This window comes from Lactococcus sp. S64, assembly GCF_016516525.1.
In the GTDB taxonomy this organism is placed as follows: Bacteria; Bacillota; Bacilli; order Lactobacillales; family Streptococcaceae; genus Lactococcus; species Lactococcus lactis.
In genome coordinates, this window is the sequence record NZ_JACVUQ010000015.1 from 1 (window position 1) to 15,002 (window position 15,002).

11 protein-coding genes and 1 tRNA gene are annotated in these 15,002 nt (G+C 34.2%); 7 read left to right on the top strand and 5 right to left on the bottom strand.

Annotated features, from left to right (window positions below):
* Positions 1–85: 85 nt before the first annotated feature.
* Together IAE51_RS11290 and IAE51_RS11295 are read left to right on the top strand one after the other, a co-directional pair.
* Positions 86–171: transfer RNA gene (locus IAE51_RS11290), tRNA-Leu, on the top strand.
* A 162-nt stretch (positions 172–333) separates the two neighbouring features.
* Positions 334–1,230, top strand: coding sequence for a class II fructose-bisphosphate aldolase (locus IAE51_RS11295; protein WP_003131457.1), 897 nt, complete (start codon positions 334–336; stop codon positions 1,228–1,230).
* Positions 1,231–1,465: 235 nt separating this feature from the next.
* On the opposite strand, the gene IAE51_RS11300 is transcribed toward IAE51_RS11295, so the two are convergent.
* The 5 genes from IAE51_RS11300 to IAE51_RS11320 form a co-directional block, all read right to left on the bottom strand.
* The gene (locus IAE51_RS11300; RefSeq protein ID WP_200095512.1) at positions 1,466–2,815 is read right to left on the bottom strand and encodes a site-specific integrase; all 1,350 of its coding nucleotides are present in this window, start codon (positions 2,813–2,815) and stop codon (positions 1,466–1,468) included.
* Positions 2,816–2,817: 2 nt separating this feature from the next.
* Positions 2,818–3,066 (bottom strand): DNA-binding protein, encoded by a 249-nt coding sequence (locus IAE51_RS11305; protein ID WP_200095514.1) that lies wholly within the window; start codon positions 3,064–3,066, stop codon positions 2,818–2,820.
* An 84-nt stretch (positions 3,067–3,150) separates the two neighbouring features.
* Entirely contained in the window at positions 3,151–4,542 is a 1,392-nt protein-coding gene (locus tag IAE51_RS11310; protein ID WP_200095516.1) for a Rep family protein, read from the bottom strand.
* Positions 4,543–4,871: 329 nt separating this feature from the next.
* Entirely contained in the window at positions 4,872–5,264 is a 393-nt protein-coding gene (locus tag IAE51_RS11315; protein WP_200095518.1) for a hypothetical protein, read from the bottom strand.
* Complete coding sequence (locus tag IAE51_RS11320; RefSeq protein ID WP_200095520.1) at positions 5,261–5,704, bottom strand: hypothetical protein; 444 nt, start codon at positions 5,702–5,704, stop codon at positions 5,261–5,263. Before IAE51_RS11320 ends, IAE51_RS11315 begins: the two co-directional genes overlap by 4 nt.
* A 251-nt stretch (positions 5,705–5,955) precedes the next feature.
* On the opposite strand from IAE51_RS11320, the gene IAE51_RS11325 reads away from it, so the two are divergent.
* The 5 genes from IAE51_RS11325 (at position 5,956) to yicI (ending at position 14,848) form a co-directional block, all read left to right on the top strand.
* The gene (locus IAE51_RS11325; protein ID WP_200095522.1) at positions 5,956–6,696 is read left to right on the top strand and encodes a helix-turn-helix domain-containing protein; all 741 of its coding nucleotides are present in this window, start codon (positions 5,956–5,958) and stop codon (positions 6,694–6,696) included.
* A gap of 303 nt (positions 6,697–6,999) precedes the next feature.
* Positions 7,000–8,943 (top strand): PTS fructose transporter subunit IIABC, encoded by a 1,944-nt coding sequence (locus tag IAE51_RS11330; protein ID WP_200095524.1) that lies wholly within the window; start codon positions 7,000–7,002, stop codon positions 8,941–8,943.
* A gap of 62 nt (positions 8,944–9,005) precedes the next feature.
* A complete protein-coding gene (locus tag IAE51_RS11335) occupies positions 9,006–10,931 on the top strand; it encodes a BglG family transcription antiterminator (protein ID WP_200095526.1) in 1,926 nt (641 codons plus the stop codon).
* A gap of 224 nt (positions 10,932–11,155) precedes the next feature.
* On the top strand, positions 11,156–12,601 hold the full coding sequence (locus IAE51_RS11340) for a glycoside-pentoside-hexuronide (GPH):cation symporter (RefSeq protein WP_200095528.1): 1,446 nt from the start codon (positions 11,156–11,158) through the stop codon (positions 12,599–12,601).
* 21 nt (positions 12,602–12,622) lie between these two features.
* Positions 12,623–14,848 carry an alpha-xylosidase gene (gene yicI / locus IAE51_RS11345; protein WP_200095531.1) on the top strand — a complete coding sequence of 742 codons (2,226 nt, stop codon included), beginning with the start codon at positions 12,623–12,625 and terminating at the stop codon, positions 14,846–14,848.
* The last annotated feature ends 154 nt before the right edge of the window (positions 14,849–15,002 follow it).

A 15,002-nucleotide genomic window follows, 5' to 3' on the forward strand; every position in this document is an offset into this window, starting at 1 on the left:
ACACAACCTTGCCATGGTTGGGGTCGCGAGTTCGAATCTCGTCGTTCGCTTGATAATTCTCCCAAGTGGGAGTTTTTGTATAATACCCGGGGTGGCGGAACTGGCAGACGCACAGGACTTAAAATCCTGCGAGGGGTAACCTTCGTACCGGTTCGAAACCGGTCCTCGGGATATGCTAAGATTAATAGTTATTAAACTATTAATCTTTTTTTATCTTTCTTTAAGAATGGCTTAATAAAGCGGTTACTTTGTATTTTTGCGAGCTTGGACTAGAAAAATACTTCACAAAATGCTATACTAGGTAAGTAATAAAATATTCGGAGGAATTTTGAAATGGCAATCGTTTCAGCAGAAAAATTCGTACAAGCCGCTCGTGATAACGGATACGCTATCGGTGGTTTCAACACAAACAACCTTGAATGGACTCAAGCTATCTTGCGTGCAGCAGAAGCTAAAAAGACTCCAGTATTGATCCAAACTTCTATGGGTGCGGCTAAATACATGGGTGGTTACAAAATGTGTAAACTCCTCATTGAAACTCTTGTAGAATCAATGGGAATCACAGTTCCAGTTGCTATTCACCTTGACCACGGTCATTTTGATGATGCTTTGGAATGTATCGAAGTTGGTTACTCATCATTGATGTTTGACGGTTCACATCTTCCAATCGAAGAAAACCTTAAACTTGCTGAAGAAGTAATCGCTAAAGCTCATGCTAAAGGCATCTCAGTTGAATGTGAAGTTGGTTCAATTGGTGGTGAAGAAGACGGTATCGTTGGTGAAGGTGAACTTGCTCCTATCGATGATGCAGTTGCAATGGCTAAACTTGGTGTTGACTTCCTTGCAGCAGGTATCGGTAACATTCATGGTCCTTACCCAGAAAACTGGAAAGGTCTTCACATCGATCACCTTGAAAAATTGAACAAAGCACTCGTTGAAGCTATGGGACACAATGTGCCAATCGTACTTCACGGTGGTTCTGGTATCCCTGATGATCAAATCAGAGAAGCTATCGCTAATGGTGTAGCTAAAGTTAACGTTAATACTGAATGCCAACTTGCTTTCGCAGCTGCTACTCGTAAATTCGTTAATGAATTTGATGCTAATGAAGCAGAATACATGAAGAAAAAACTTTTCGACCCACGTAAATTCTTGAAACCTGGTTTCGATGCAATTACTGCGTCTGTTGAAGAACGTATCGACGTATTCGGTTCAGCAAACAAAGCTTAATCAACTTTTAAAACATGATTAAATAAACGTTTGTCACTTGTGATAGGCGTTTTTTTGTTAGTTTGCCATATATTTGCCACAACTGTGCAGTAATTTGGCTTGAAATCAATATTAAAATGGATATTTTGTAAGAGATATTATGTCAGTGTTGAGGACTTTTTTATTCTTCTAGTTCGATATGCCACATTTAGCTACAAAAAATAGGACATATCTTATTTGATAAGTCCTATAAATATTAATCAATTAGTGTATCTATTGATTCTGTTATTGTGTCACTTGTTTTCTTGGTGATGTGTGTATAAATTTCTTCTGTGATTTTACTTCCAGACTTGTGACCGATATATCGCTGAATCGCAAGAAGTGGGACACCTTTTTCTGCCATGTGGCTAATAAATGTGTGGCGAAAGATGTGGGTACTTATGTGCTTTTTAAAGGTAAGTTGCTTATCAATATTTATTCCAACTTTTTTGACATGTCCTGTTTTAGTAATTTTTCCTGTTTCAGATGAATTAAGAAAATTATTGATTACAGAGTAATGGAGAGGAATTCCATTGAAATCGGTTTTGTAAAAATTTTTAGAAGAAAATATCCAATTGTTATCTTGGTAGTTAGGGTTTCCTATTACGTGGTGTTGATTAATCTCTATTTCTTCTTTAAGTAGAAGCAGAGCTTTCTTTGATAGCCTAATTGTGCGATAACTTTGTTTATTTTTTACATCTCCTTCATAATTATCTTTTGATGCTCCCCCGTATGTTGCACGAGTTCGCTCAATCTTAACCTTACCAGTGTCAAAAGAGATAGCAGAGGTTTTAAGCCCAAGGACTTCTCCGATACGCATTCCAGTTAATACCTGAAATTCAAGAATCCGAGCGTATTGACTATTATGTTTTCTAACAATGGAGAGAACTTCATTCAATTCATTTCTTTCCAAGTAATGGTTTTCAATATCTTTATTTTTAAGCTGTTCAAGTTGTTCGTTCAATCCTTTTTCTTCAACTGTGACGTAGGGCATTGGATTTTGTTCAGGTAATATATAATTTTTCTTAATAGCAAATTTATAGATAGAACTCAAATCAGACTTTAAAGATTGAGCAATTCTTTTTTGATTTCCTAAAGGATAATAAGTATCTAACATACTTTGGATTAATTCAGAACGAATATTTTCTAATTTGCTTTCAGAAGGGATATATTTCAATAAGTGATTTTTAAATCTACCATTTTCTCCTGCTAAAGTTTTGGGAGCAACTTTCTTTTTTTGAATTCTATCATTTTCCCATTCATTCCAAATTGTTTCAAAATTTATATTTTCTGTTGAATGTAGAGAGGCTTTAGTAATATTTTGATAGATTTCATTAGCTAAATTTTGCATATCACGTTGAATAATACTTTTTAATTGGTTTGAAATAAATATTTTCCCAGTTTTTTCATATTTTTCCTTGATTAAATACCATTCTGAAAGAAATTCCCTTCTTTTATTTGTCAATGGATGTTTAAAACTTGAACGAAATTTAACTTCAATAAATTCTTTCTTATTAGAAGCTTTAATAGCTTTTTGTAGTATATTACTAATTTTTATATTATCCATTTTCAAGCACTCCTTTTGTAACGATGTTCTTGTTTATAATATAAAAATTTTAATAAGCCTTCAAAATTAATCCATACTATCTTTTGACTTGGATTTATTACATATTGTTTGTAATTAGGGTCATTTCTCATTGCTGTTAGATATGAATCAAGGGTCTTTATTTTTAAGCCCTCAAATCTTTTGAGTACAGCTGATTTATTTCCCCACTCTGCCAAACAGTTTTCAACGGGAATATATTTTATATTTACCATATTTATTACCTCATTTGTGTTAAAATGTAGGTAAGCACTTATCCGACTAAAGTCAGTGCTTACCAAATACTATGGGAGTCCTTTTTAGGACTCTTTTGTTATAATTTTTGGCTTTAGAAAATCAAAATCATGCTCAGTTTTGGGGTATATCCTAGGCAAGAGATATTGATTTAAGAGTTTTTCAGTAAAGTCATTTTGACTGTCTGTTGAAAAAATTGCTTCTAAATCAAAATTAATTTCTTCTTTTTCATAAGCGCTAATGTTTCTTACTTTTGGAGAAAATAAACGTTTGGTTTGAGAGAGTTGGTAATAAACACCGCCCTCATAACCTTTTCCTTGTTGTTTCTCTGATAGAATCGTGCAAAAGTTAATTCGTCTGATATATTGGTCTAAAGCTTCGTCTTTAAAAATATTAAAGAACTGTTCAGGAAGTTGTGTATTGGTAATTAATATCAGTCGAGGAACCACTTGCTTATTAGTGAAGCGAGCGGACATTCGAGAAGTGTTAATCGGGTCTAAGAGTTTCAACCAGTCTGCTTTTCGTAAAGAATCAGGGCGAATATCATCTAATAAGATAATATCTTCTCCATAATAGTCGTCAAAAGGGTTAGAAGAAGAAGCGGAGTAGATACGACTTTTAAATCTATTTTCTTCCGCATATTCTCGTACTTTTTGAGCAATCGTTCTTGCAAGATAAGATTTCCCAAGGGAGCTTTTTCCTTGAAAGTACATGACCGTCAATTTATATTTTCCTGTGGTTAAATCTTTTAAATTTTTAAAAGCCAACCGTTCAGCGTAGGAATCAAAAGCTTGTTTAAATTGTAACTTGTGATTACTGTAGAGGAGAAATAAGTCATCATCTGCTAAAATATCCTCAAGGAAAAGTTCGCCTTTTAAAATTTGCTGATTGATTAAATCTAGGCTTTCATCTGTCTGTTTCCTTTTGACTGTGGCAGTTTGTTTTTCAAATTTTTTAGTATTGATTAAAATAAAATTAGAATAATCAAGTGTTTCAAAAGTTTCGACTTCATGAGAGGGATATTGATACTTATCTGGTTGTTGCGCATGAGTAAGGTAAGCAAGTTGATTTTCTTCAAAATATCTATTTTTATCTTTAGGAAATTCAATATATTGTACCTTAATACCCAATGCTTTAGCAATCCTCGTAAGCGTTCTTTTGTCAGAATATTTGCCGTAGAGATGAACATGAGGAAAGACTAACTCATTCAAATCAGTTTTATCTAAGTAGTGAACGATAAGCGCAATACATTCTAACTTCACTTTTTCAGATTCTAATGTTTTAAGTCTTTGATAGATTTCTTCAAAGATTAGTTCCTTATTTGCCTGCCAAACGTCAAAGAGTTTGAGTTTTTCAGCTTCCCAATCCCAATATTCTGCTTTTAATTGTTGTTCAAAAACAAATTGTTTAATTCGTTTTTCTTCGATAAAATACACCTCATTTCTAAAAAGTGTCAATGTGACCGTCTAGAATTGTCGATGTGATTTCACATTGACAGTTCCATAGACAGTAAAAAAGTGAGAGTTTATCTATAATTTTGAAATTGATAAAGTCCTATTAAGTCTTGGTGTGTTTGAGGTTACACCATTTTGTTGACAAGCCCTAAAATGGTGCGCACGTAGAAACTGTCTATGTGTGCCTATTATTTTATTTGTAAGGGCATGACTTCCACAGGCTGTTTTTGTTCATTCGCCATCGTCTCCCATGTGGTCTGCCCTACTCGTCTTGTGCTTCACAGACGTCAGGCATCCCACATGGCTTGTCGCATTCACACATCCTGTGGCAGTCATTCGCCTTTAGATAAAGTGATTTTATCGGTTACGAGTTTAACCCCTCGCCAAGAACTCATTCCCATGTCCCAAAGTAAACGAACTTGTGGATTTGTACATTCTATGACGGCTTCTTTTTCTTCGTCTTTGTAATCTTGAAGTTCGTCTAGTCCACCATAAACTTCAATTGTGATAGGTTTCAATTGTGAAAGGTCAACACCAGCTTGCTCTAACACGAGCGCGGTTCCAGCATCAAGTGCTTGTAAAACAGCTTTATTGCCATCTTTTGAAAAGCGAGCTTTTGCAAAATTGACTTGATATTTTTTAGGAATATCGAAGTTATTTTTATCAAGGTTTACTCCACCGAGTTTTACAGTATTGTCGTTAAGTGTTAATTTATTATTGTTCATTTGAATAGTCCTTTTTTCTTTTTGTTGTTTTCTTGATAAGTTCTAAATTCTTGCGTTAGAGTATCAAGCCTTGTTTTTAATGATTGATTTTCTTTTTTGAGTGAATCAATCTGTTTGTTTGCTTGTAATCGATATTTGATAAAAGCTTGTGCTAAATGATTGTGTTTACCTTGGATATGCTCTAAGGTCAAAAGTTGTGCATTTCCCCAGACTTCGAATACTGTTTGTTCTAAACCTTTGGAATCAATTAATTGTGCCATTTTTTGGAAACATCTGACTTCTTCTGAATTGAAGTCAAGGACTTTTTGAATTTGATTTCTTCCAATTTGAATAGTTTTTTCTTCAAACTCATATTCCGCTAAATGTTCAATTTGTTTTTTCCAACGTTTAAGAGTGGAAACAGATTTGCCCAAGTCATGAGCAAGGGTTTGAATATCCATACGAATGTTGCTCTCTCATATTTAATTTTCAAAGGTCAGTATGTTATAATTGAATTGTAAATTTAAGTAAGTCGTCTTTTAGCCTGCCAGCGAAGACGATTTTTTATTTTGGGTGGGTCATTCATATTTATGTTCTCCTTTTTATAATTTATAAAGTAATTATAACTTTATAAAAAACATTATAAATTTATTTTAAGAGAAAGTCAAATATTTATAGTTGAAAAAAATAAATAAAATGATAAAATTAAATTATGACTTATATTATTGATAATTTTGCTACAAATTTAACCCGACTAAGAAAAGAACGAAATCTCTCTCAAAAAGAACTTGCAGAAAAATTAGATATTAGCACTCAGACTATTTCTAATATTGAAAAGAGGAAAGCTTACCCAACATTTGCAAATTTAGATAAAATTGCAGAATTTTTTGAGGCGACACCTGCCCAACTTTTTGGGACATCCACTCAGATTGAATTAGAAATAAGCCGTTCTAACATTAATGAATTCAATAAAAAAGCAAGGGAAATTATTGAGGCTAATGAACTCTTTAATAAGTTTTACGATAAAATTGCTACTAATGCTTTTGAGATTACTGATGGTTTTTTTGCAGAAACTTATCAGTTTATTAATAACTTACTATATTTAAATGCGACGGATAACGAAGCGTTTGAAGAAGAGTCTCGTATTGATTCTATTATGAATTATATTGTTGAACTCATGAGAGACAATGATACATTTAATTTCGTGACCTCTTTAGCACAAGTAGAGCGACTTTTTGTAGAAAGACAGAAAACAGTGACCTATGGAAATGGTGAAGAACATGAGTTGTATTGGGATTTAGAACATACTCATCATACTACTGACGAGGCTGGTAAGGCTGTCAAAATAAGGGAAATTGATAAAATTTTAGGAAATAAAGTTAGAATGGATAAGATTAGCAAACTTGCGGAAGATATTCGAACGATTGAGAATTACAATAAAAAAGATAAGTGAAACATTTTTGGATTTCTCTTGAGCAAAATACTTTGAAAAGTCTTATCGACTAACATCAAATAACAAGACAAAAAAGTAAATTTTTTTAATATTCTAGTTCGTTCTATTTTATAGAAAACTGATGAGTTATAAGAATTAGATTGAGACAAAAGTACTATAAGTGTGATTTATAGTACTTTTTATTTTTGATTATATAGGTTTGTAAGGGTTTGCGAAAATATTTCAGTAATAACAGAATAAGTTTTCCCTTAACATAATGATAGCGCTCTGATATACTTAAAAAGTAATAGAAAAGGAGAGAACATGAAGAAAATTGTAGCTATCACTTCTTGTCCTGTAGGTATTGCGCATACTTATATGGCTGCGGAAAACCTAGAAAAAGCTGGTAAGCAACTTGGGATTGAAGTTAAAGTTGAAACGCATGGGTCTATTGGTGTAGAAAATGAATTATCTAAAGCCGATATTGATGAAGCGGTTGGGGTAATTATTGCTGCCGATACTAAGATAGATAAATCTCGATTTGGTGGGAAACAACTGATTGAGGTTGGAGTTCAGGATGGAATTCATCAATCTGAAGAGTTGGTTCAAAAAATCTTAAACAATAAAGCCGAAATATATCAAAGTTCTGAGACAGAAGAGAAAAGAATAGATTCAAATAACGAAAGTTTAGGAAAGAAGATATACAAGAGTTTGATGAACGGGGTATCTTACATGGTACCGTTTGTCGTTACTGGTGGACTTTTAATTGCTATTTCTTTGTCACTTGGTGGAAAGGCTACCCCGACAGGTATTCAGATTCCAGCAGGTACAATTTGGGCAACGATGAACACTATTGGTACAATTGCTATGGGCTTGATGGTTCCTATTCTGTCAGCATTTATCGCACAAAGTATTGCCGATAGACCAGGATTGGTTCCCGGATTTATAGGTGGAATGCTTGCAGCCAATGGTTCCCTCTATGGAAGTACTGCCAATGCTGGATTTATAGGTGGAATTATTACAGGATTTCTAGCTGGGTTTATCGTTTTAGGAATAAAGAAACTTCCTATTCCCAAAGCGTTACAGTCTATTATGCCTATTATTGTTATTCCCATTATTGCTTCTTTAATTGTTGGCTTCTTATTCATTTATATAATTGGTGGACCTGTTGCATGGCTCTTTACTTCTCTAACAGGATTCCTCGCAAGTATGCAAGGAGGAAGTGAGGTCATTTTGGCAATGATTCTTGGAGCAATGATTGCCTTTGATATGGGTGGACCATTTAATAAAGTTGCTTTCTTATTTGGTTCAGGACTCATTGCAGAAGGAAATTATTCTATTATGGGACCAATTGCGGTTGCCATTTGTATTCCTCCACTTGCTTTAGGTGTGGCATCCCTAGTGTTAAAAAATAAATTTACTAAGGCTGAAAAGGAAGCTGGTAAAGCTTCACTTGCAATGGGACTTTTTGGGATTACAGAAGGCGCCATTCCATTTGCCTCTACAGATCCATTAAGAACAATTCCAAGTATTGTACTAGGAGCGATGACAGGAAGTGTTATTGCCATGTTATCAGGAGTGACAGACCATGTGGCTCATGGCGGTCCAATTGTTGCTGTTTTAGGTGCTGTAGACCATGTGGCGATGTTCTTTATTGCTGTTGTATCAGGGATTGTGGTTACTGTAATCGTATTAAGATTTTTAAAACCAAACTTACAGCTTGCAACAGTTAGTGGACCAGTAGAAACAAATAATAAAAATGAAAATCTTTCATTTGAAAGTGCCCAAGTTACAAGCAAACCTAATAATGATTTTGGAACTATCGCAGACCTTTTATATGATAATACGATTATTCTTGATTTGCCAGAACAAAGTAAAAACGCTGTTATCTCGGAATTAGCTCAAGAGTTAGTTAATACAGGGAATGTGACTGAATTGAAAGGATTTGAAACTGCAATACATGAGCGAGAAAATGAGAGTACAACAGGAATAGGCATGGGGATTGCTATCCCACATGGTAAGTCAAGTTACGTTAAAAAGCCAACATTAGCTTTTGCTCGGAGCGATAAGGGAATTGAGTGGTGTTCTTTAGATGGGAGCCCAGCTCAACTTATTTTTATGATTGCAGTCCCAGAAAATAGTAAAGAAGATATTCATCTGAAAATTCTACAACAACTTTCTAGAAAATTGATGGACAGTGATTTTAGACAACAGTTACTAAAAGCTTCTGATAAAAATGAAGTGAAAGGTTTATTAAGTAAAATGTAAAAATAGTCGATATGTTAAACTTTTTAACATGTCGATTTTCGAGGTTTAAGGAAAAATAATAAGTGAATAAAAGGCAAATGACCCTTATACATGAACTGATTATGGAAGAGGGATATACAATAACGAAAAGCTTGGCAGAGAGACTGAAAGTATCTGAAAGAACTCTGTATAATGATTTAGAAATAGTAGAAGATTATCTGATTTCAAACGGTTATCCCTTGAATTTAGATAGAAAAAAAGGAACAGGAATTCGATTAAATGGATTTCCGCATGAAAAAGAAAAATTAATGGCTTCTATCTCCCAAAGTCAAAGCTATTATTTCAGTAAGCAAGAGCTTCAAAAATTAATTATTTTCCATATTTTACAATTACCAAACGGAAAGATAAGTCAGGAGGAACTAGCTGAGCAACTCTACGTAAATCGAAAAACTATTCAAGAGAATTTAAAAGTTATTAAACCCTACCTTGAGCAATATGGGATAAAAATAATATCAAGACCAGGTGTAGGAACGCAAGTTATCGGAAGTGAGCAAGAGAAGAGAAAATTGCTTGTGAGAACGCTTAGAGAAATGAAACGTTCAGATTCAAAAAGCCCAACACTCAAAGAATTTTTTAAGCAAGATACCTTAGAAATTATAAAGAATATTGTAGGTGAAGTCTTACAACAGAATGATGATTCAAGTGCTGTAGACCTGTTAAATATTGAAACTCATATTTATTTCATGTTGGAGCGAATGAAAAGCAAAAACGAAGTCATACTAACAGATAGTGAAATAAAGGCGGTAGAAAATACAAAAGCTCAAGAGCTGAGTAGTCAGGTTTTAGCAAAGCTTTCAAGCGTTTATCCAATCGATTTTTCACCCAATGAAATTAATTACTTAGCTTTAAGAATTGCGAGTACTTTTCCTTCTTCTAGAACAGAACTATATTTTGATAAAGAGGCAGAAGGATTGACAGCTTTTTTAATCGAACAAATTGATGATATTCTGGGATATTCCTTGAGTAAAGATAGGGTTCTCAAAGAAAATCTGATGTCCCATTTGTCATCTACTTATTTTAGGTTGAATTTTAATCTAAATATTTCTAATCCGCTCACCGAGGATGTTTTTAATACTTATCCTCAATTGTTTATGGTTATTCAATTAACGGTTGATGACTATTTCAAACAAAGAGAAGGTTTTATTCCACAAGAAGAAGTAGCTTATTTAGTCATTCATTTTCAAGCTTCTATTGAGCGACAAAAATATCAAAAAAGTCGCATTTTTAAAGTAGGTTTGATAAGTGAATATTCCAAGGCAATGGCGAGTTTTATAGAAGCACGTATTAATCGGGAACTTCCTGAAATAAAAGTGGTGGAACTATTTGAGTATAAAGAAGGAATTAATTTTGAAGTTTCTCAAGAACTAGATTTTATACTCTCAACAGTTGCTCTCTCTAACTTTAATATTCCTGTTATAACTATTTCACCAATGATTACAGAGAGTGATGTATTGGACGTTGAGAAATATCTTTTGGAGCACGGAGAAAGAATTCAAAAAAAGCATTTCGACTTGGCAAGTTTTACTCATCCTTTTTTGATTTATCCTCAAATAGAATTAGAAAAACCAGAAGACATATTAAATTTCATGGGAAAAATGCTTGTAGCAAATCATTATGTGGAGGAGCAGTTTGTATCAGAAGTGTTAAAGAGAGATAAATATTCAAGTACTCGTGTGGCATCCGAAATTACACTCCCTCATGCTAATCCGAATTTTGTTTGTAAATCTACACTTTCAATTACCACACTAAAAGACCCAGTGAATTGGAATGGCGAGTTAATTCGCTTAGTTATCTTAATTGCGGTAAAAAAAGAAGAATTGAAGAATCCTGAATTCAAGAAATTATTTTCTGTGATTCATTATATAAGTCAATCTCCGGAGCTAATGGAAAAATTATGTCAAATACAAAATCCATTAGAAATCCTAAATATGCTATCAATCTACGAATAAAAGAATTTTAGAGTAATAGCGTAACTTAGTAAATTGCTTTCAAATATAATTAGCGAAATAGTATGCATGAACAAGAAGATAAAAAATCTAGAGAAGACGAAAAAGCAAGGTGAAAATAGCAATATTTACCATTTTTTATCATAACTATCTACAAGAAAAAACAAAAAGAAAGCGGTAACATTGGTTTGTGATTTAAATACTAAATTCGAAAGAAGGAAATACTAATGAAAGTTGTGGAGAACACAGCGAATTTGACCTCAAAAGTAAGTAAAAAATCTGAAAATCAGGTTCCGACAAAAGAACGTTTTGCTTATGCTCTTAGCGATTTTGGTTGTAATACAGTTTTTCAAATCGTTGGGACGTACTTTTTGATTTTTGCAACCAATACTCTTGGAATTGCAGTAGCAGCGACAACAGGACTTTTTGCACTCTCAGCAATTATTGATTCGTTTGATGGGCTTATCTGGGGACAATTTATTGATAGAACCAACACTCGGTGGGGTAAATCTCGTCCTTATTGGCTTTGGTTTTCAATTCCCTTTGCTATTTTTTGTGTGATGTCATTTTCTGCACCAAGCTTTATCATGGGGAGTGAAATTGCTAAGATTGTTTGGATTTATATTGCGTACATTGGGGCAAAAGTGCTTTATTCAGCAATTAACATTCCAGTGACTTCTATTTTGCCTACGCTCACATCTAATCCTCAAGAAAGAGTAACCCTCTCAACAATTCGTCAATTTTTTGGAAATATGGGTTCAGCTATTTTTCTCCCTCTTACTTTGCCAGCTGTTGCTTTTATTGGAAAGATGTTTGGTGATTCAAAATCAGGAACAAATTCAAGCATTGGATGGACACTTTGGGCTACAATTTTGGGAACAATCACTGTGGTCGCTATGATGATAGCATTTAAAGGAACTAAAGAACGAGTTGTCACTCGTGATTCAAAACGTTCAGTTCCAATGCGTGAAAGTATTAAAGCGATTAATAAGAATTATCCTTGGATGATTATTATTTTCATAAACTTTGTATTTTGGGGGTCGTTTGCAATTCGCTCAAGTGCACTTCCTTACTACTTCAAATATAATTTAGGTCAAGAGAGTTTGGGTTCCATGACACTCCTTGCAACAGTACTACAACTTGCTACAACAGTACTTATCCCATTTCTTGCTAAACGTATTGGTAAGCGAAACACAATGATGATTGGAATGTTAGGAACAATTATTTCTCAAATTGTAATGTATTTCTCTGAACAGATGGGAAGCAATGTTACGTTGATTATCTCAGCAACTTGTATTTTCTATCTCAGCCAAGGACTTATTGGTGGTTTAATTGCGGTTATGCTCGCTGACGCTGTAGATTATGGAGAATGGAAAAATGGAATCCGTGCTGAGGGATTTGTGACTTCTTTTTCTTCATTTTCAGCTAAACTTGGAATGGGATTAGGTTCAATGATATTGTCCGCAGTTCTTGCGGCTGGAAGTTACGTTGCTACTACGAGTAATGTAGCTCAATCTAGCTCAGCTCTACAAGCGATATCATTAGGTTTTATCTGGATTCCTTTAGGAGGATATATTTTGTCAGCTATCGCTCTTGCCTTTAACAATGTAGATAAAATTCAAGACCAAATGACTACGGAACTTGAGGCTAAACATGCTCGTGAATTAATATAAAGAATAGGTGGAATAATAGAAATGAAATTTACAGATGGCTACTGGCTTAATAAAGAACAGTATAGAATAGAGAATCCAAAAGAAACTTATGAAGCAAAAAAAATAGTAGATGAAGAAGGAAATGATGCTTTGCAGGCTTTCGCTACGTACTCTAAAATTAGAGAACGAGGAAATATGCTTAACGTTGGGAATACCACACTTCGTGTTTTCTCACCTGCTAAAGATATTGTTGGAATAAGATTAACGCACTTTGAAAGAAAAGATAAGACTCCTGATTATGAGATAGTGACACAAGAAGAAGTTAAGCCTACAGTTAGTATAATACCAGGGGGAGTTGATGGTCAAGGAGCAGGGATAGAATCTGGAACTGCGACTCTAACAACTGAAAATCTATCAGTTGAGGTATCTCTTAATACTGAATTTCGTATGTCTTTCAAATATAAAAATCAAGAAATCACCGCTTCAGAACTTAATGCTCAAGCCTCAATTGACGATATTTCAACTGGCGCTTTGTACCCGCTAAGTGTAGCAGGAAGTCAAATGAGTATCAATGAAGTGCAACAATCTTCAATAAACTTAGTTCGTCCAAAGCACTATATGCGTGAAATGCTAAATCTTGATGTGGATACAAAAATTTATGGATTTGGAGAAAGATTTACTCCTTTTGTAAAGAATGGTCAAACAGTCGATATCATTAATAAAGATGGTGGGACAGGTTCAGAACAATCCTATAAAAATATTCCATTCTACTTGGCATGTAAACCAGGAATTGATGAAAATAGTGGAATATATTATGGGGTTTTTGTCAATGAAAGCCAACCTACAAGCTTTGAGGTAGCCTCAGAAAATGTTCAGAGAGTACAGTTTTCAACGGAGGGAGAGAGTCTAGAATACTATATTATTGCAGGAGAAAGTGCAAAAGATGTTCTAGGTAAATTTAACAAGTTGACTGGGGGAAGTTCTTTACCTCCAGCATGGACATTTGGGCTTTGGCTTTCTACTTCGTTTTGTACAGATTATTCAGAAGAAACAGTAATGAAATTCATTGAAGGGATGGAGGAAAGAGATATTCCACTTGATGTATTCCATTTTGATTGTTTCTGGATGAAAGGTTTTGAATGGTGCAATTTTGAATGGGATAAGAATTCTTTCCCAGATCCAGAAGGACTGTTAGAGCGTCTCCATAAAAAGAATTTAAAAGTTTGTGTCTGGATAAATCCCTATATTGCTCAGAAATCTCCTCTTTTTGCGGAAGGGTCTGAGAAAGGTTATTTTATTCTCCATGAGGATGGGGAGGTATGGCAATGGGATTTATGGCAAGCAGGGAATGCATATATTGATTTCACAAATCCTAACGCAGTAGCTTGGTATAAAGAAAAATTACGAAATCTACTAAAAATGGGAGTCGATTGCTTTAAAACAGATTTTGGTGAACGTGTACCAATGTATGATGCTAAGTTTTATGATGGTTCTAATCCAGCAGGAGCGCATAATTATTACACTTATCTATATAATGAAGCCGTTTATGAGGTGCTTAAAGAGGAAAAAGGAGAAGAGGAAGCCGTTGTTTTTGCTCGTAGTGCAACGGTAGGAAGTCAGAAATTTCCAGTACACTGGGGGGGAGATAATGTTTCAAATTACCAATCCATGGCTGATACTTTACGAGGCGGACTTTCATTTTTGACAAGTGGTTTTACTTTCTGGAGTCATGATATTGGTGGCTTTGAAGAAGAAACCCCATCAGACCTTTACAAACGTTGGACACAGTTTGGGTTATTGTCTTCACATTCACGTTATCATGGGAATGTTCAATATCGTGTTCCGTGGCTATTTGATGAAGAAGCGGTGGAAGTGACTCGTAAATTTACTAAACTAAAGGTACAAATGATGCCTTATCTCTATAGTCAGGCAGAGAAGGCTGTTAAACTGGGGATTCCTTTAGTTCGTCCAATGTTTTTAGAATTTGAAAATGACCCGAATACTTATTCTCTTGATTTACAGTATATGCTTGGAGATAGCCTATTGGTTGCGCCAATCTTTAACAAAGAGGGAAATGCACGATTTTATCTCCCCAAAGGAAAATGGACGCGACTTGTTAAAGATGAGGGAATGGAAGATGTCTTAGAATCTAAGGGTCAATGGTTCCAAGAAAACCATAGTTTCTTGAGTTTACCACTATTTATTCGTGAAGGATATAAGGTTGAAATGAATAAGGAATTGAAGAAAGCTTCAGATTACAAAAAATAAATATTTTTGCTTCCATTTCAACTAAACTTTGTTAATAAATTAAATAATAAATAATTGAAAAGTGAGTTATGCCTCACTTTTTTATTATAATCTTAGAAAAACGGTTGCAAACTTCTGTCAAAAAAAGTAAAATAAAATCAATGATAATTAAATA